Genomic DNA, 17,617 nt, shown 5'->3' with positions numbered 1-17,617 from the left:
TCTGAAGGATGAAGCGAGGCCGTTACCTCAAACCGCGACCCACACCTGGCCGTTTTCGACGCGCGCGGCAAACGCGCTGACCGAATACGACGGCGTTTCCAGACATTCGCCGGTGCGCAGATCGAAGTGATGCTTGTAGATCGGCGACGCGACCACGATGCGCTCGCCGAGACTGCCGACGAGTCCGCGCGACAGCACCGCCGCGTGCGAACCCGGATCGAAGTTTTCGATCGCGTAGACCGTGGGTTCGGCGGGCGCTTCCGCTTCGCCGCCGTCGACGTGAAACACGGCCACCTGCTCGCCGTTGACGAGCGCGCAAACGCCGGTGTTCGGCACGATGTCGTCGAGCGCGCAGATCGCGGTCCAGGCGCGGGGCAAGCGTTCGTTCTTCATGACTGGGCTCCTTTTGAGTTAAGCGGGAATCGGTTGAGGTCAAACCGTCTCGACGACAATGGGAATCCCGATGCGTGGCGCCTGCCGCTCAGCAGGCGTGGCCGGCCGGATCTGTCCGCGCTCCTCGACGAACGCGACGTTGCTGTCGGACTCGCCGCTGTTGACGAAATGGCGGAAGCGTTTGCGTGTTTCGGGATCGGTGACGGCCTTCTTCCATTCGCACTCGTACGTGTCGACCACGTGCTGCATCTCCGCTTCGAGTTCGGCGGCAACGCCAAGGCGATCGTTGACGATCACGTCGATCAGATAGTCGAGACCGCCTTCGAGGTTGTCGCGCCACACGCTGGTGCGTTGCAGCCGGTCGGCGGTGCGCACGTAGAACATCAGGAAGCGGTCGATATAGCGCACGAGCGTCGCCTTATCGAGGTCCGCGGCGAGCAGTTCCGCGTGACGCGGCTTCATGCCGCCGTTGCCGCACACGTACAGATTCCAGCCCTTCTCGGTGGCGATCACGCCGACGTCCTTGCCCTGCGCTTCCGCACATTCGCGGGTGCAGCCCGACACGCCGAACTTGATCTTGTGCGGCGTACGCAGGCCCTTGTAGCGATTCTCGAGTTCGACCGCGAGACCAACCGAATCGCCGACGCCATAGCGGCACCACGTCGAACCGACGCACGATTTCACGGTGCGCAGCGATTTGCCATACGCGTGGCCCGATTCGAAACCGGCCGCGATCAGCTCTTCCCAGATCGACGGCAATTGCTCGACGCGCGCGCCGAATAGATCGACACGCTGACCGCCGGTGATCTTCGTGTAGAGGCCGTATTTCTTCGCGACCTGCGCGACCGCGATCAGGCCGTCGGGTGTCACTTCGCCGCCGGGCATGCGCGGCACGACCGAGTAGGTGCCGTCGCGCTGGATGTTCGCGAGGTAGTAGTCGTTGGTGTCCTGCAGCGATGCGTGCTCCTTCTTCAGCACGAATTCGTTCCAGCACGATGCGAGAATGCTGGCGACCGCCGGCTTGCAGATATCGCAACCGAGCCCGCGGCCATGCTTCGCGAGCAGCGCGCCGAAACTGCGCAGCTTCTCGACGCGCACGAGGTGATACAACTCCTGGCGCGAATACGGGAAGTGCTCGCAGACGTGGTTGTTGACCGCGAGGCCCTGCTTCTCCATTTCGGCCTTCATCACTTGCGTGACGAGCGGCACGCAACCGCCGCACGAGGTACCCGCGCCGGTCGCGCTCTTCAGCGCGCCGATGTCGGTTGCGCCCGCGCACACGGCCGCGCACAGCTCGCCCTTCGACACGTTGTTGCACGAGCAGATCTGCGCGGCCGCGGGCAGCGCCTCGACGCCGAGCGCCGGCTTCGCGCTGCCGTCCGCTTGCGGCAGGATCAGGAATTCGGGCGACGCGGGCAGCTCGATGCGGTTCAGCATCATCTGCAGCAGCGTGCCGTATTCGCTCGCGTCGCCGACCATCACGCCGCCGAGCAGATACTTGCCGCAATCGGACACGACGAGCTTCTTGTAGATCTGCTTGCGCTCGTCGCTGAACTGGTAGGTGCGGCTGCCCGGCGTATTGCCGTGAGCATCGCCGATGCTGGCGACATCGACGCCCATCAGCTTCAGCTTGGTGCTCATGTCGGCGCCCGCGAATTCGGCCGAGTCGCCCAGCAACTGCTTCGCGACCACGCGCGCCATCTCGTAGCCGGGCGCGACGAGGCCGAACAACTGACCGTGCCACAGCGCGCATTCGCCGATCGCGTAGATGTGCGGATCGCTGGTGCGGCACGCGTCGTCGATTGCGATGCCGCCGCGCGCGCCGAGTTCGAGGCCGCATGCGCGAGCCAGATCGTCGCGCGGACGGATGCCTGCGGAGAATACGATCATGTCGGTGTCGAGATGGCTGCCGTCGGCGAATTGCATGCGGTGCGTGCCCGCTTCGCCGTCGACGATCGCCGTCGTGTTCTTGTGCGTGTGCACCGTGACGCCGAGTTCTTCGATCCGGCCGCGCAGCACGCGCCCGCCGCCATCGTCGACCTGCACCGCCATCAGGCGCGGCGCGAATTCGACCACGTGCGTTTGCAGGCCCATGTCGCGCAGCGCCTTCGCGCATTCGAGGCCGAGCAGACCACCGCCGACCACCGTGCCCGTTTTCGAGCGAGCGCCGCATTCGCGCATCGCTTCGAGATCGTCGATCGTCCGATACACGAAGCAGTCACCGCGCTCGCGGCCCGGCACCGGCGGCACGAACGGATAGGAGCCGGTCGCGAACACGAGGCGGTCGTACGGCAGCGTTTCGCCGCTCGCGACCGTCACGGTGCGCGCGTCGCGATCGACCGCGACGGCCCGCGCGTTCAGCTTCAGTTGCACGCCGTGGCGCTCGAAGAAGCCGGGCTCGACGAGCGACAGGTCATCGGCGGTCTTGCCCGAGAAGAACTCGGACAGATGCACTCGATCGTAGGCCGGTCGCGATTCTTCGCCCAGCACCGTGATGTCGAGATCGTGCGCGGCCTGTTGCGCCAGGCATTCGACCAGTTTGTGGCCGACCATCCCGTGACCGATAACGATGATTTTCATGAGCGCGCTGTCCTCTGGTGTCTGGCGAAAGCGATTGCGGAAATAAAAACGGCGTCCCGCGAATCCAGCCGAGGGCTGAATCCGGGGGACGCCGTTGTCCTGTTGGGTGCTGCGGGGCGCTGCTTTGTGCTGCAAGCGCGACGAACCCACGTTGGTCCGATGGCAACGCTTATTGCAAAGGCTGTGCCAATTTCGATCAATGCGCCGGAAAGCACGATGGGACGGGACTTTGCCGCAAATCGCGCGGCCTCAGAGCGCAGTCCGCGCGCGACGCGTTTTGATGCGGCAAAGCACAGGGATGGTGCGACGCAGCACTGTGGACGTGCGAAACGAAGGCGCACGCAGGTCCGATCGCGATGCTGTTTTCTGCGTGAATCGCAGCGCGTGGCAACGCCTTGCGTGCCTCTATTCGATCGATGGCGTGGTCCTTGCATTGGTCCTCCGCAACGTCATCGCGGCAACGTCGTCGCGATGCGCAGGCTCAACCGTCAACCGGCAATGCAATGGACAACGGCGTCCCCTCGTGATCGTCACGGGCGGACGCCGTTTTCGTTTCGAGCCACGAGAAACTCACGGCACAAGGACACGACATGAACATCAACACCGGCAAAGTCACGCTACTGAGCGCGGGCCCAGGCGACCTCGACTTGCTGACGCTGAAGGCCGTCAAGGCGCTCGCGGCCGCCGACGTCGTGCTGCTCGACGACCTCGCGAATCCCGACGTCGTGACGCTCGCGCCGCAGGCGCGCGTGATTCGCGTCGGCAAACGCGGCGGCTGCCGCTCGACGCCGCAGGCGTTCATCGAGCGGCTGATGCGGCGCTATGCGCTGAAGGGGCTCCACGTGGTGCGCGTCAAGGGCGGCGAAGCGCTGCTGTTCGGCCGCGCGGGCGAGGAACTCGCGGTGCTGCGCGACGCGGGCCTCGCGGTGGAGATCGTCAACGGCATCTCGTCGGGCTTCGCGGCCGCGGCCGGGCTCGGCATGTCGCTCACGCATCGGCGGCATTGCCACGGCGTGAGCTTCGTCACCGCGCATACCGAAGACCACGGCGAGCCGGACTGGGCCGCGCTCGCCGCGACGCGCACGACGCTGGCGATCTATATGGGCATGCGGCGCATCGACGGCATCGCCGCCGCCTTGCTCGCGCACCTGCCGGCCGGCACGCCGGCCGCGGTCGTGCAGTGGGCCGGCGGCCGCGACGAGCGGCGCCTGTTGACGCGGCTCGATCGGCTCGCCGCCGATGCGCTCGACGCGGGCTTCGGCAGTCCGGCGGTGATTCTGGTGGGCGATGCGGTTGGCGAGAGCGCCGAAGCGCCTTCTTGGGAACGCGAAGGTCGCGGCGAAGAAGGTGGGGAAACGCTGCCCGCGCCGGCGATTGCGCGGGCGGCGTGATATCCGATTAAAGCGGGCCTCGCCCGTCTTTCATCCAATCAATCGCCGAAGCCGAGCTCCGCGTCGACCTGCTGCCCAACCCGCAGCCAGGCCCCCGCCCCGCTCGCGACCAGCGCGTTGTTGCCGAACGTGACCGCGCCGTCGAAGCGTGCGCTGACGCGATAACCGAGCATCGTGTCGGTCGGCTCGTTCGGCCAGTCGGGATCGGGCGCGCCGCGGGCCTGATCGATAGTCGGCATCGGACAGCGCGAGCACAGCTTGACGAGACGCAACTCGACGCGCGCGCTCGATTCCGCATCCGCATCGGCGGCGAGCGTCTCGACATAGTCCTCCTCATAGGCATCGAGGCCAGTGAGCACGATGTTGGGCCGAAAGCGATCGATTCCGATCGACGGCGCGCCTTTGCCGTTCAGCCGCGCATTCAGATCGTCGAGCGAGGCCTGGCCGACCACCAGCAGCGGAAAACCATCGGCGAAAAAGGTCGTGGCACCGCCGGTGCTGTCCGTGTAGTCCGGATCGACGATGCGTTCGCGCTCCGGATCGAAGCGCAGCAAGCGCGCGGGCAGACCGAGGAACTCCGTGAACCAGGCTGCCGTTTCTTCGCCGGTGTCGAGCCCGTAGGCCGCGTCGCGCCACACCGCGGTATCGACTCTGGCCGCGCCGGCGAGGCGCGCGGCATCGAGCGGCGTGCGCAGTTCACGCATGCCCGGCGCGTTGACGATCAGATCCTCGGCGCCGAGTTCTACCTTGATCAGGGCCATGCGCGGATATGCGCGCTGCGTGAACATCGCGCCTTCGGGATCGACGATCATCCAGTTGCGGTCATATTCGAGGCCCGTCGCCAGCAGGCGCGCCGCATCGAGCGGGATGCCCGCGCAGGATTTGATCGGATAGACGAACAGCTCGCTGATGGTTGGCATGATCTGAGATCTCGTTGGGAACGCGGTTGTCAGGTGGAGACGCGATTGTAAAGCGCTGCGCGCGTATCGGTGATGGCGACCAGGGAAGCTGCCGTTCCGCGCTGAGGCGGCGGGAAGTAGAATCTTCGGATCAGACAGGCGCCGGCGCGGGGCATGCGGCATGCGGCAGAGCTGCGAAAGCGCGCGCAGGCGCCGTATCGACCCGTTACCGAAAGAAGCCACAAAAGCCACCTTCCCCTCACCGAGACAGGACATTCATTATGCTGACCAAACCCGTGTTGACCGTCGCCGAGACGACTCGCATTGTCGATGCCGCGCGCGCGGAAGCCGAGAAGAACAAGTGGCCCGTCGCAATCGTCGTCGCGGACGACGGTGGCCATCCGCTCGCGGTGCTGCGTCTGGACGGCGCGGCGCCGTCCACCTCGTATATCGCGACCGAGAAAGCGCGCACCGCGGCGCTCGGCCGGCGTGAAACCAAGGTCTATGAAGACATGATCAACAACGGCCGCACCGCATTCCTCAGCGCGCCGTTGCAGGGCACGCTCGAAGGCGGCGTGCCGGTGATCGTCGACGGCCATGTGGTCGGCGCGGTCGGCGTATCGGGCGTCAAGTCGGAGCAGGACGCACAGATCGCGAAGGCCGGCATTCAGGCGCTCGGCGTTTAAAGCGCCGGTCGCCGAAGCAATCCCGTGGCACAACGCGGGCCGATGGCCCCTCATCGGTCCCATAACAGATGGAGCAGTCGATGACTCAGATGAACCCGCGCGGCGGACTGCAGGTCGCCGCCAACCTCGACCAGTTCGTTGAAACCGAAGCCCTGCCCGGCACCGGAATCGACAGTGCCGCCTTTTGGTCGGGTTTCGACGCCCTCGTGCACGAGCTGGCACCAAAGAATCGGGCGTTGCTCGCCGAGCGCGACCGCCTGCAAACCGAACTCGACAACTGGCATCGGACCCATCCCGGCCCGGTGCGGGATCTGCGCGCGTATCGTGCGTTTCTCGAAGGCATCGGCTACATCGTGCCCGTGCCCGCCAGCGTCCAGGCCACGACCGACCACGTGGACAGCGAAATCTCGGAGCAGGCCGGCCCGCAGCTCGTCGTGCCGCTGTCGAACCAGCGCTACGCGCTGAACGCCGCGAACGCGCGCTGGGGCAGCCTGTACGACGCGCTGTACGGCACCGATGCGATTCCCGAAGCGGGTGGCGCGGAAAAGCAGAAAGGCTATAACCCGGTGCGCGGCGCCGCGGTGATCGCGTACGCGCGCAAGTTCCTCGATCAGGCCGCGCCGCTCGCGAACGGCTCGCATGCGGATGCGACCCGCTATAGCGTCGAGAACGGCCAGCTGGTCGTCGCGCTGAAGAACGGCACTGCCGCGCTGAAGACACCCACGCAACTCGTCGGCTATCAGGGCGACGCGAGTGCGCCGTCGGCGGTGCTGCTCAAGCACAACGGCCTGCACGTCGAGATCCAGATCGATGCGAACGATCCGGTCGGCAAGACCGATGCGGCGCATGTGAAGGACGTCGTCGTCGAAGCGGCGGTCACGACGATCATCGATTGCGAAGACTCGGTCGCGGCCGTCGACGCCGACGACAAGGTGCAGCTCTATCGCAACTGGCTCGGTCTGATGAACGGCGACCTGACCGAACAGGTCACGAAGAACGGCAAGACCTTCACGCGCCGGCTCAACGCGGATCGCGAGTACACCGGCGCGGACGGCAAGTCGCAGGTCAAGCTGCATGGCCGCTCGCTGCTATTCATCCGCAACGTCGGCCACCTGATGACGAACCCGGCCGTGCTGACCAAAGACGGCCACGAGATTCCGGAAGGCATTCTCGACGCGGTGATCACGACGCTGTGCGCGCTGCGCGACCGTCAGAACAAGCTGAACTCGCGTACCGGCTCGATCTATATCGTGAAGCCGAAGATGCACGGCCCGGCCGAAGTCGCGTTCGCGAGCGAGCTGTTCGCGCGCGTCGAAGACCTGCTGAAGCTGCCGCGCAATACGATCAAGATGGGCATCATGGACGAGGAGCGTCGCACCAGCGTGAACCTGCTCGCCTGTATCGCCGAAGCGTCGGCGCGCGTCGCGTTCATCAACACAGGCTTCCTCGATCGCACCGGCGACGAGATGCACTCGGCGATGGAAGCGGGCCCGATGATGCGCAAGGGCGACATGAAGTCGAGCAAGTGGATCGCGTCGTACGAGCGCAGCAACGTGCTGGTCGGTTTGAGCGGGGGCCTGCGCGGCCGCTCGCAGATCGGCAAAGGCATGTGGGCGATGCCGGACCTGATGCACGCGATGCTCGAGCAGAAGATCGGTCATCCGAAGGCTGGCGCGAATACAGCGTGGGTGCCCTCGCCGACCGCTGCGACGCTGCACGCGCTGCACTATCACCAGGTCGACGTGCAGGCGGTCCAGCAGGAACTCGAACGCACCGACTACGCGAAGGTGTACGACGAACTGCTCGATGGCCTGCTGACGATTCCGGTCGTCGAAAAGGCGCAATGGAGCGACGAAGAAATCCGCGCCGAGGTCGACAACAACACGCAAGGCATTCTCGGCTACGTGGTGCGCTGGATCGACCAGGGCGTCGGCTGCTCGAAGGTGCCGGACATTCACAACGTCGGCCTGATGGAAGACCGCGCGACGCTGCGTATTTCGAGCCAGCACATCGCCAACTGGCTGTATCACGGCGTGATCAAACGCGAGCTCGTCGAGGAGACGTTCAAGCGCATGGCCAAGGTCGTGGACGAGCAGAACGCGGGTGATCCGCTCTACCAGCCGATGGCGCCGCGCTTCGACACAATTGCGTTCAAGGCCGCGCAGGCACTCGTATTCGAGGGGCGCCAGCAGCCTAGCGGTTATACCGAGCCGTTGCTGCACAAATTCCGGCTCGAGGTGAAGAAGCAGGGTTGAGGCTGTCCGGCTGAAGCGACGACGGGCGCCGCGCAATGCGACGCCCGTTTTTTATTTCACGACCTCGTCAGTTCACGCGGCTTCGGCCGTCAACTGCCCCGCCTCGCCGGCTGGCGCTTCGTTCTGCATATACGCCTGCAAATACGCCTCGAATTCTGCCTTCACCTCTGGGTGGCGCAGCGCGAATTCGACGGTCGCCTTCAGATAGCCGAGCTTGCTGCCGCAATCGAAGCGCGTGCCGAAGTAGCGATACGCGAGCACCTGCTCCTCGGTCAGCAGCGACTGCACCGCGTCCGTCAGTTGCAACTCGCCGCCCGCGCCCGGCTTCAGCGCGCGGATATGCTTGAAGATCGTCGGCATCAGCACGTAGCGTCCGACCACGCCGAGATTCGACGGCGCCTGATCCGGCGCTGGCTTCTCGACGATGCCCGACAGCTTGATCACGTTGTCTTCCCACTCGCGACCATCGACGACGCCGTATGAGCGGCTGTCCTCGCGTGCGATCGTTTCGACACCGATCACCGAGCTGTGATAGTGATTGAACGTATCGACGAGCTGGCTCATCACGGGCTTCGTGCTATGCAGAAGGTCGTCGGCGAGAATTACGGCGAACGGGCTGTCGCCCACCAGTTTTTCGGCGCATAGCACCGCATGGCCGAGACCGAGCGCTTCGGCCTGGCGCACGTAAAAGCAGTCGACGTTGGCCGGTTTGATGCTGCGCACCAGATCGAGCAGCTTCTGCTTGTTGCGCGCTTCGAGCTCGGATTCGATCTCATAAGATTTGTCGAAGTGATCTTCGATCGCGCGCTTGCTGCGGCCCGTCACGAAGATCATTTCGGTGATGCCGGCGGCGATCGCTTCTTCGACCGCGTACTGGATCAGCGGCTTGTCGACGATCGGCAGCATTTCCTTCGGACTTGCTTTGGTAGCCGGCAGGAATCGTGTCCCGAGGCCCGCTACGGGAAACACGGCTTTGGTGACTTTCAGCATGGTAGGCATTCCCACATCGGTTAGAAGTTGGTTGTTCGCGGACCTGGCGGCCAATCGATGTCGGCGCAAGACTAGCAGAAAAATCTGCGAGGTTCACGGAAGCGGTCTTTCTCAGATTTAATTCGGATAATTCACGCATTAATCGCAATGCGATATTGCGAAAAGCTGATGAAATTATTACGCATAGATCGCCAGATGGTGAGTGAGAAAATCCGAAGCTCTTACCTTTCGGATGGCCTCTGGCATGACCCGCCTGGCGATCTGGCGACCGGCTTCGGCCGCACGTTATTCCTGTTCGTCGACGGGCGGCAGCTTGCCTGGGTTCATTCGGAAACGACGGATCGGTTCGTTGCGCAAGGCATCGCGGTAGGCGGAGGCGGCCACCAGGATCAGCAGGACGGCCACGCCGGCGAGTAAATGCAGGTTCATGACTTCACCTCGGGTCAGAAAATCCTTGCTCTAAATTAGCACGACAAAAGCGATAAATAATTCGGCATTCCATACCTCGCCAAGCAATTACAATTCGTCACAAAATTGATGTCGAATTCAATCCGAAACGCAATTTTTTAATCATTTCCTGGGATTGTGATGCTCTAGCATGGATGCGTCGCGGGTGCGCAAGGCCGCCCGCCCGAAGGCCGATGTCGCCGCAATTTATTCTCTTTACTGCTTCAGATAAGGACCGCGTATGAGCGACCCAGCACTGGATGCCGCCGGCTCATCCCTGCCCCTCTCCCCGCTGCCACGCTCGGAGAAAAACGCGGCCGCGGCGCACGGGCGCAGCGACGCGCATATAGATAGCGCCAGCAAGGAGCATGTGATCGACGCGATGCGAGGTTTCGCCGCGCTGCTGGTCGCCTATTTCCATTGCCGCCAGATTGTGTGGGTCGGCATGCAGGCGTTTCATCAGAGCGTCGGACATTCGTTGAGTCCCAATAGTCTCGCCGCGTATCTGACGTTTCCGATCGCCTGGGGCTCCGCCGGTGTGCCGATGTTCTTCGTGATCAGCGGCTACTGCATCCATCGCGGCGGCGCGCTGCGGCTCGCGGGCAATCCTGGTTACCGGCTCGATGCTGGCAATTTCTGGCTGCGGCGCTTCGCGCGCATCTATCCGGTGCTGCTCGCGGCGCTGGTACTGACCTTCGCGCTCGATTCGCTGAGCCTGCAATTGCCGCCCGTCAGTCACAAAATTCGCGACATCGGCTGGCAGCCGTTTCTGGTCAACCTGTTTTCGCTGCAGGGTGTGGCAGGCAAAACGTATGGATCGAACGGCGCGCTGTGGACGCTGTCGCTGGAAGTGCAGTTCTATGCGATCTATCCGCTGCTGTTCGCGCTGCGGCGGCGCATCGGCATGAACGCCCTGCTTGCGCTCGTCGCGGTGATCAACGTTGCATCGGCGTATCGGCTGGAGCGACATGATCTGCAGTTCTTCACGTCGTACTGGTTCTCGTGGACGCTTGGTGCATGGATCGCTGATGTCAGGGCGTGCAGCGCGCGAGAGGCGCGCGCGTCCGCATTGCTGTACGTGCTCGCGGCGGTATTGATCGCTGCAGGCTGCGCGGCGTTTCATTTCGGTCAGTACGGCGCGTTTCAGATCTGGGCGCTTGGCTTCGCGTGCTATCTGTACAAGGCTCTCGATGCACGTCATGTCCCCCGCCGTGAAACGGGCGGCGTGCGCGCGCTGCTTCGTTCCGGGTCGGATGCGGTAGCGCGCTTGCTGTCGCGCGTCGGTGACTTCAGCTTCTCGCTGTATCTGATCCATCTGCCGATCTTCGTGCTGCTGTCGGCCTGGCTGTTTCGTTCGTCGTTGCAGATGTCGATCTGGCCGTCGTTTGGTTACATGCTGGTCGCCGTGCCGGCCGCCTATGTGTTCTATCGGCTGGTTGAAATGCCTGCGATGAAGTGGTCGGCGAGTTTCAAACCTGGACGGCGCCGATAGAACCTATAAAGTTCGGGCTCGATGACGATATCTTCACGCAAGGTCAATATTTAGTGGTTGTTCTGTACGGAAAATTGAAACGGTATCTCGCCCCAGATTTCAAGATTCAACGTTTTCCGTTCTAGTTTGGCTTGCAGCTACTTAAAAATGCCTGGCCCGGCAAGGTAGGAATAGACCATGCCGGCGTTTTGCTCGGTCGGGTCACCGTTTCGTTTCACGGTCGCCAAATACTGCCCCCGGGTTGGGCAGCGTAGAAGGCTTCGTAGCTGTCGTAGGAGTGGTCAGCATGTGTGCTGCCAGATAGGGCGGCCAAAGCCGTCACCAGTATCGTAGTGATTCTCATCGATATGCGTTGGCTCCTGTCGCTGTCAGATAGCCGGGGCTCGTGCACCACATCTTCCTGTTTCTGGTTTTGTCGTCCATTCTGATTTTCCAGGAAGCACCCGACGAATTAATCTTAAGGGTTTTCTGTCAACACCTTCAGTTTGAGATTAAGACTTTTTAACAAATGTTCACTATGCTTTCTGGGTGTCTTATTTTGATCGCCTAAAATCATCCGTCGCCCATTCCATCTCCCTGTAGTTGCCTGCTAGCGTGGCAGCCCAATAACTCCAGAGGACACCGGAATGTCATATCAACACGATTCGGACGGCGTGCGCGTGGTACTCAGTGCGCCGCAGCTGGCTGCGGTGCTCTCCCGTCAGTCGATCAGCCCCACCGAAATGCTTTCCAACCGACTATGGGGCGGCTTGCAGGTAGTCGGCGGGGTACTGGAAATGGTCGGAGCGGCAGCGCTTTGCGTGCTGCCGGAACCGACGATGGCAAGCAAGGCCGGATGTGTTGTGTTCGGTGTGCATGGCTCAGATACGGTGTCGGCAGGTGTACGCCAAATCTGGACGGGCCGGGATACGGCCACGCTGATCCAGCAAGGTACGACGAAACTGGCCGAGGCGATGAAGGCCAGTCCTGACATGGCGAACAATATCGGCCTGTCAGTCGATATCATCGTGCCGTTTGGTTTCGCTGGCTCGATCAAGGCTGCACGCGTGGCCAGCGTCACGATGGGCCGGATCAATCTGCAAATGCATGAGGCAAAAGCCCTAGATCCGAGGCTTGGAGGGCATACAATAAAGGAGCACATTGGAAAGTCAGAGGAGTATTTGAGGGCGCGCCTGAAAAAATACCCTAAAATGGACGTCGCATCTTCTTTCTACGATCTCAAAACAGCAGAATTGGCCATTTCGGAAATTGTGCGGAATAATTCTCTCAAAATTAGATCCTGGTCACGGTCCCGGCCAGGTTATCACCTTGTCTTAAACGAAAACGCTGGCAGGGATATTGGCTATGGAGTGGTTAGGGAAACGGGGGAATTAATTCGGCTACATGGAATCCGGTTGGTATTGAAGCATGAAACATACAATGGGATGCCATACTATATTATTACTTCATATGCAACCAAATTATGATTCACGCGGAAAATAACCCTTCATATCCGAATCTCGATATTCTGTTTGGCGGATATTTAAATCAGGATTATCACTATATCGGAGACTCGATTGAAGAAATTGTCGGCATCTATAAAAATGCGATTACTTCTGAAATGCGCAAGTCTGCTATCAACGAAATTAACCAGCTAGCAGTGAACTTCGGCGAAAACCTGGATAGTGCCTTCTATGAAATGTACGGACATGATTTCAATCCGAAGCTATGGGGTCACACGACCGCATCGTTTCTTGAGGAACTTAAGCGCATTCTGAGCGAGTAATGCACTCGTCTCCTCTCGTAAAAAACGGATCGAAAGTCCTTCGACTTTCGCCCCGTTACGCCGCGCAAGGACCGGCCAAGCCCTGTCTACCCTCGCGTAAATACACCGCTCTGCTGCCCCGCCACGCTCTTCAGAATCCCCGCGCCCCCATCCACATAGCTGCGCGCGCCGAAACGCTCGTACAACAATATGCCGTATTACATATTAACCGCGCACGTCGACTAAAGGACTGCCAATGTTATCGGACCGCTACCCCAGAATGTACGAGCTGTTCGGCGCGTATTTCAATGAGGATTTTGATTTGTGGGGAAACACAATCCCTGAAATTGTCTCATGCTATAAAGATGATAGCCCGCCGGAATATCGGAAAGAAATAATTGGTGAAATAAATTCGTTCTTGAATGACCATCCGTCCGACCTGGATTCTGCGTTCGAAAGAGATTACGGCTCAGGGTTTGATCCTGATCTGTGGGGCCACACTACGGCCTCGTTCCTTGACGAGTTGAAGCTCCTTCTAAGCGAGTAATCTACTGATCGCCGCGACCGGGCGGTTCGACGCCCCCTGCGCATGCACGTGCGGTGATGTTCGCAGGAAAGATGGAACACGACGATTTGCGGGATATACCGGGTGTCGTAGAATGCGGCGCAATAAAAAAACGGAGTGAAGGTCGTCCGACCTCCACCCCGTTACGCCAAGCAAGGACTGGCCAAGCCCCTGTCTACCCTCGCGTAAAAAGCATCGCGCTACTGCCCCGCCACACTCTTCAGAATCCCCGCGACCCCATCCACATAGCTGCGCGTGCCGAAGCGCTCCTGCGCGGTCCGATAGCCGTTCTCGACCAGCTTGTCACGCAAGTCGCCGTTCGAGCGCAATTCGGCGAGCGTATCGGCGAGCGCATGCGCATCGCCCGGCGTACACAGCACGCCGTTCTCGTAGTCGTCGATGATTTCGAGCACGCCGCCCGCGCGCGACGCCACGACCGGCCGCTGCGCGAGCATCCCCTCGACGATCACGCGGCCGAACGGCTCCGGCGTGATCGACGTATGCACGACCGCGTCGACCGCGCACATGCAGGCCGGAATGTCGTGCTGGAAGCCGAGAAAATGCACCCGCTCGCCGAGCTTGTGCGCGGCGACGAAGGCACGCAGTTCGACCTCGTACTGGTCCTCGCCGAACAGCGCCGCGCCGACCAGCACCGCATGCATCTGCGGATTGAGCACCATCGCTTCGAGCAGCACATGCTGTCCCTTCCAACGCGCAAGCCGGCTGAACGAGCCGACGAGGAACGCGTCGCGCGGCAGATTAAGGCGCTCGCGCAGCACCGCCTGCGGCACCGTACGCAATGCGTCGAACGGCTCCGCGGCAATCCCGTTGAACACCACGTCTATGCGCTTGCTGTCGAAGCGCGTGAGCTTCGCGAACGCCTGCGCCGACGCGGCCGAATTGGCGATCACATGCGTGAGCCCGAGCCGCGCGCACCACTTGATGATCGCGAGCTGCTTGCCGCCGAAATGCTCGGCGCTGACGATGTCGCGCAAATGCCAGACCACCGGCCGTCTCGCGAGCTTGCCGGCCACGGCGCCGATCACCATCGCGCGCTGCGTGTTCGCGTAGATCACATCCACTTTGCGCGCCCGTTTTGCGGTGGCACGCACGAGTGAGATGAGCCCCTTCAATGCCTGACCCTTCGGCAGCGAACCGCCCTGCTTGCGCACATTTTTCAGCACCCCGGCATCGAGCACGGTGACCGCGACACCGGTCTTCGCGAGCGCGGTGTTGAATGGCCCGTCGTCGAACAGCACGACCTCGATGCGCGAGCGCAGCGCTTTGACGATTTCGAGCAGCGACAGCTCGGCGCCGCCGAGCACGCCGCTCTGATCGACTGCAAGAATGCGCGGCACGTTCGCGGCGCTCTGCGAGCCCGGCCGATACGGCGTATAGGGCGGCAGCGTCGCGGCGCGCAATGCGGGCACCGCCGCGCGCACCTGCGCGAAAAAGCGCTCGCGGAAATGCGCGGCCGAAAACTGCTCGGCGTTGTCGCGGCAATGCTCGGGCTGGAACTGGTGCCCAAGCTCGTCGAAACGATTCACGGCAGCGATGATCGAGTCGGCGTCCTGCTCATCGAAGAACATGCCGGTCGGCTTCGGCTCCGACAAATCGCGCACGGTTTCGAGCGCCCCGCCCTTGCCGTAGGCAATCACCGGCGTGCCGCAAGCCTGCGCCTCGACCACCGAAATGCCGAAGTCCTCTTCGGCCGCGAACACGAACGCCTTCGCGCGGCTCATGCGGTCCTTCAGCACCTTGAAAGGCTGATAACCCATGATTTCGACGTTCGGCCCCGCCTTCGCGCGAATCTTCGCCATGTCGGGCCCATCGCCGATCACGACGAGCTTGCGCTCGGGCATCCGCGCGAACGCCTCGACGATCAGATCGATCTTCTTGTACGGCACCATCCGCGACGCGGTCAGATAGAAGTCTTCCTTCTGCGTGCACAGCGTGAACGCGTCGACATCGACCGGCGGGAAGATCACCTGCGCGTCGCGCTGATACACCTTCTTGATGCGTCGCGCGATGAACGCCGAGTTCGCGATGAAGCCGTCGACCGAGTTCGACGTGCGGATATCCCAGTTGCGCATGTAATGCAGAATCACCCGCGCGAGCGCCGACTTCGGGCCGTTGGTCAGCTTCGACTGCTGCAGATACTGATGCTGCAAATCCCACGCATAGCGGATCGGCGAATGCACGTAGCTGATATGCACCTGGTCGGGACCGGTCAGAATGCCCTTGGCGACCGCGTGACTGCTAGAGATCACCACGTCGTACGCCGACACGTCGAGCTGCTCGATCGCGAGTGGCATCAGCGGCAGATACGAGCGGTACTTGCTGCGCGCGAGCGGAAGTTTCTGGATGAACGAGGTCGTCACCGGCTTGCCGCGCAGGAAGCTGCGATCGTCGAGAAAGTCCACGAGGCTGAACAGATCCGCATCGGGAAAGCACGCGATGATCTGCTCGAGCACTTTCTCCGCGCCCGCGTAGGTGACGAGCCAGTCGTGCACGATCGCGATGCGCACGTTTTTGTTCGCGCGCGGCGCGCTACGGCGCATTGCCGGCTGCATACCCGGCACGCTCGTCAGTTCGTCGAGCGCGCTGCGCGTCGCAGGCCTCAACAGGTTTTTTTCAAGGACGTCTTGGTTCATGCGCTTTTCCTCGGATTCAGTCGCAATAGCAGTGAACGCGCAAGATTGCGCAAGGCGGGCGTCATCGTGATCGACCACGCGACGTTCGCGCCGACCATCAGCACTCCGGCGGCAATCGCGAGCGCGAGGCTCGGCAGGAAGCTCGCGAGCCACAGGCTGGCGAGCAGGAAGGCGAGATGGGCGAGCATGTCGAGCATGATCTGGCGCGCGCGGATCGCGGCGAAATGCAGCAGCACCGCGTAGTCGAACAGTGCCCGCGCGGAAACCGCGACCGCCGCGCCGGTCAGTCCGAAATGCGTGATACCGAGCCACAACGCGCCGGCGAACAGCGGCAACTCGACGAGGCCGATCCGCGCGGCAGTGGCTGGATTGACCTGTGACTGAATCAGGATGCGCGTCACGTTCGCCTGGCCGACGAGCCACACCGCGACAATCATGATGCGGCCAACGGGGGCCGCGATCGTCGCGATCTCGTTGCCGACCCACAGATGCAGGAACGGTTCGAGCACCAGCATCGCAACCAGCGCGACTGGCGTGAACACGCCGTTCAGGAATTCGAGCGACTGCTGCGTGATCGTATCGGCATCCGCGCGGCCAACCGCCGACAGCCGCGGAAACAGCGTGCGCACCAGCGCGGTCGGCACGATGTTCAGACGCGTGACGAGATTCTGCGGCACCGTGTAATACGTGACGAACCGCGCACCGAGGCGTGATCCGAGCATCACGCGATCGAGCGAATCGGCGACCATCGTCGTCACGCTCGCGATCAGCATCCAGCCGCCGAAGTTGAACAGCCCCTTCGCGACGCCGAGCCGCGGCGGTTCAATGCTGCGTATTTCAAGCACTTTCAGCGCGTAGTGGCCGAGCAGCAACGCGGCGAGAATCCGCGCGACCACAGCCGCGGCGAGTACGTTCTGCAAGGTCGCGCCGAGCCACAGCGCGGCACCGAGCGGCAACAACTGGAACAGGAACGTGCCGATCGTCTGATTCGTGTTGTAGACGCCGAAGCGTTCCGCGCCATTGATCGCGCCCGCGAACACCCACGACACGTTCGCGATCGGAATCGCGACCGCGAGCCACGGCAGCGCCATATAGACTTCGTGCTGCAGCTCGGGCGATACCTTCGTGAAATACGCGGTGTACAGGAACGCGCCGAAGTAGATGATCAGACCGCCCACCACGCCGGTCGTCAGATTGAGCCAGGTCGCGCTCCAGAACACGCGCGCGCTTTCCCGCTGATCGCCCGACGCGCGTGCCTTCGAAATATGGTTCTGCGCGGCCATGCTCATGCCGAGATCGAGAATGCCGAAGTAGCCGATCAGCGTCCACACGAGACTGATCACACCGTAGCGCTCGACGCCGAGCAGCCGGATATACGACGGCACGGTCACGAGCGACACGAACGTCGGCAGCACGAGCCCGAAAAAATTGATCGCTACGTTCCTGAGAATGCCTTTGTCCATCGAATCCCTTGGGTTTTGCGGTTAGATTGCGTGCGGCGCTGCGTCAGCGAGGCCAACG

Annotated in this window: 14 protein-coding genes; 7 read left to right on the top strand and 7 right to left on the bottom strand. The window is 62.2% G+C overall.

The annotated features are described in order from the left end of the window. Window positions 1-27: 27 nt before the first annotated feature. Together nirD and nirB are read right to left on the bottom strand one after the other, a co-directional pair. Window positions 28-393, bottom strand: coding sequence for a nitrite reductase small subunit NirD (gene nirD, locus GCT19_RS11970; protein WP_152852051.1), 366 nt, complete (start codon window positions 391-393; stop codon window positions 28-30). 39 nt (window positions 394-432) lie between these two features. Continuing rightward, window positions 433-2,973, bottom strand: coding sequence for a nitrite reductase large subunit NirB (gene nirB / locus GCT19_RS11965; protein ID WP_152852050.1), 2,541 nt, complete (start codon window positions 2,971-2,973; stop codon window positions 433-435). A gap of 590 nt (window positions 2,974-3,563) precedes the next feature. Here nirB and cobA point away from each other — a divergent pair. Further along, complete coding sequence (gene cobA / locus GCT19_RS11960; protein WP_152852049.1) at window positions 3,564-4,364, top strand: uroporphyrinogen-III C-methyltransferase; 801 nt, start codon at window positions 3,564-3,566, stop codon at window positions 4,362-4,364. 38 nt (window positions 4,365-4,402) lie between these two features. Here the strand turns inward: cobA and GCT19_RS11955 are convergent, their stop codons facing one another. Beyond that, complete coding sequence (locus GCT19_RS11955; RefSeq protein ID WP_152852048.1) at window positions 4,403-5,284, bottom strand: MOSC domain-containing protein; 882 nt, start codon at window positions 5,282-5,284, stop codon at window positions 4,403-4,405. A 260-nt stretch (window positions 5,285-5,544) separates the two neighbouring features. Here GCT19_RS11955 and GCT19_RS11950 point away from each other — a divergent pair, with 260 nt between their 5' ends. Both GCT19_RS11950 and GCT19_RS11945 read left to right on the top strand, forming a co-directional pair. Then, window positions 5,545-5,949, top strand: a complete 405-nt coding sequence (locus GCT19_RS11950) for a heme-binding protein (RefSeq protein ID WP_013089473.1) — start codon at window positions 5,545-5,547, stop codon at window positions 5,947-5,949. A gap of 80 nt (window positions 5,950-6,029) precedes the next feature. Beyond that, entirely contained in the window at window positions 6,030-8,204 is a 2,175-nt protein-coding gene (locus GCT19_RS11945) for a malate synthase G (protein WP_152852047.1), read from the top strand. Window positions 8,205-8,276: 72 nt separating this feature from the next. Here the strand turns inward: GCT19_RS11945 and galU are convergent, their stop codons facing one another. Then, a complete protein-coding gene (gene galU / locus GCT19_RS11940; protein WP_013089471.1) occupies window positions 8,277-9,194 on the bottom strand; it encodes a UTP--glucose-1-phosphate uridylyltransferase GalU in 918 nt (305 codons plus the stop codon). Window positions 9,195-9,479: 285 nt separating this feature from the next. Next, window positions 9,480-9,623, bottom strand: coding sequence for a hypothetical protein (locus GCT19_RS42710; RefSeq protein WP_013089470.1), 144 nt, complete (start codon window positions 9,621-9,623; stop codon window positions 9,480-9,482). Window positions 9,624-9,882: 259 nt separating this feature from the next. Between GCT19_RS42710 and GCT19_RS11935 the strand changes: the two genes are divergently transcribed. The 4 genes from GCT19_RS11935 (at window position 9,883) to GCT19_RS11920 (ending at window position 13,424) form a co-directional block, all read left to right on the top strand. Continuing rightward, window positions 9,883-11,133: an acyltransferase family protein gene (locus GCT19_RS11935; RefSeq protein ID WP_152852046.1), complete on the top strand. Its 1,251-nt coding sequence runs from the start codon at window positions 9,883-9,885 to the stop codon at window positions 11,131-11,133. A gap of 626 nt (window positions 11,134-11,759) precedes the next feature. Beyond that, window positions 11,760-12,599, top strand: a complete 840-nt coding sequence (locus GCT19_RS11930; RefSeq protein ID WP_018431956.1) for an RNase A-like domain-containing protein — start codon at window positions 11,760-11,762, stop codon at window positions 12,597-12,599. After that, entirely contained in the window at window positions 12,596-12,898 is a 303-nt protein-coding gene (locus tag GCT19_RS11925) for a contact-dependent growth inhibition system immunity protein (protein ID WP_152852045.1), read from the top strand. The genes GCT19_RS11930 and GCT19_RS11925 overlap by 4 nt, the downstream gene beginning before the upstream one ends. 235 nt (window positions 12,899-13,133) lie before the next feature. After that, window positions 13,134-13,424 (top strand): contact-dependent growth inhibition system immunity protein, encoded by a 291-nt coding sequence (locus GCT19_RS11920; RefSeq protein ID WP_152852044.1) that lies wholly within the window; start codon window positions 13,134-13,136, stop codon window positions 13,422-13,424. Between the two features lie 218 nt (window positions 13,425-13,642). Here the strand turns inward: GCT19_RS11920 and GCT19_RS11915 are convergent, their stop codons facing one another. Both GCT19_RS11915 and GCT19_RS11910 read right to left on the bottom strand, forming a co-directional pair. After that, the gene (locus GCT19_RS11915) at window positions 13,643-16,096 is read right to left on the bottom strand and encodes a glycosyltransferase family 4 protein (RefSeq protein WP_152852043.1); all 2,454 of its coding nucleotides are present in this window, start codon (window positions 16,094-16,096) and stop codon (window positions 13,643-13,645) included. Continuing rightward, window positions 16,093-17,559, bottom strand: a complete 1,467-nt coding sequence (locus GCT19_RS11910) for a flippase (RefSeq protein ID WP_152852042.1) — start codon at window positions 17,557-17,559, stop codon at window positions 16,093-16,095. Before GCT19_RS11910 ends, GCT19_RS11915 begins: the two co-directional genes overlap by 4 nt. Window positions 17,560-17,617 lie beyond the last annotated feature (58 nt).

Source organism: Paraburkholderia atlantica (genome assembly GCF_009362785.1).
In the GTDB taxonomy this organism is placed as follows: domain Bacteria; phylum Pseudomonadota; class Gammaproteobacteria; order Burkholderiales; family Burkholderiaceae; genus Paraburkholderia; species Paraburkholderia atlantica.
This window is presented reverse-complemented; position numbering and strand designations above follow the sequence as displayed.